Annotated in this window: 1 rRNA gene; it reads left to right on the forward strand. The window is 55.9% G+C overall.

The window, feature by feature from the left end:
• Positions 1–565, forward strand: a 23S ribosomal RNA gene (locus AQ981_RS25445); the annotation flags it as partial.

A 565-nucleotide genomic window follows, 5' to 3' on the forward strand; every position in this document is an offset into this window, starting at 1 on the left:
CCCGGGACTCAGTGAAATTGAACTCGCCGTGAAGATGCGGTGTACCCGCGGCAAGACGGAAAGACCCCGTGAACCTTTACTACAGCTTGACACTGAACACTGGTCCTTAATGTGCAGGATAGGTGGGAGGCTTTGAAGCGTGGACGCCAGTCTGCGCGGAGCCGTCCTTGAAATACCACCCTTTAATGGCTGGTGTTCTAACGTGGGCCCGTAATCCGGGTTGCGGACAGTGTCTGGTGGGTAGTTTGACTGGGGCGGTCTCCTCCCAAAGCGTAACGGAGGAGCACGAAGGTTGGCTAATCCTGGTCGGACATCAGGAGGTTAGTGCAATGGCATAAGCCAGCTTAACTGCGAGCGTGACGGCGCGAGCAGATGCGAAAGCAGGTCATAGTGATCCGGTGGTTCTGAATGGAAGGGCCATCGCTCAACGGATAAAAGGTACTCCGGGGATAACAGGCTGATACCGCCCAAGAGTTCATATCGACGGCGGTGTTTGGCACCTCGATGTCGGCTCATCACATCCTGGGGCTGTAGCAGGTCCCAAGGGTATGGCTGTTCGCCATTT

The organism is Entomohabitans teleogrylli (assembly GCF_001484765.1).
Classification (GTDB): domain Bacteria; phylum Pseudomonadota; class Gammaproteobacteria; order Enterobacterales; family Enterobacteriaceae; genus Entomohabitans; species Entomohabitans teleogrylli.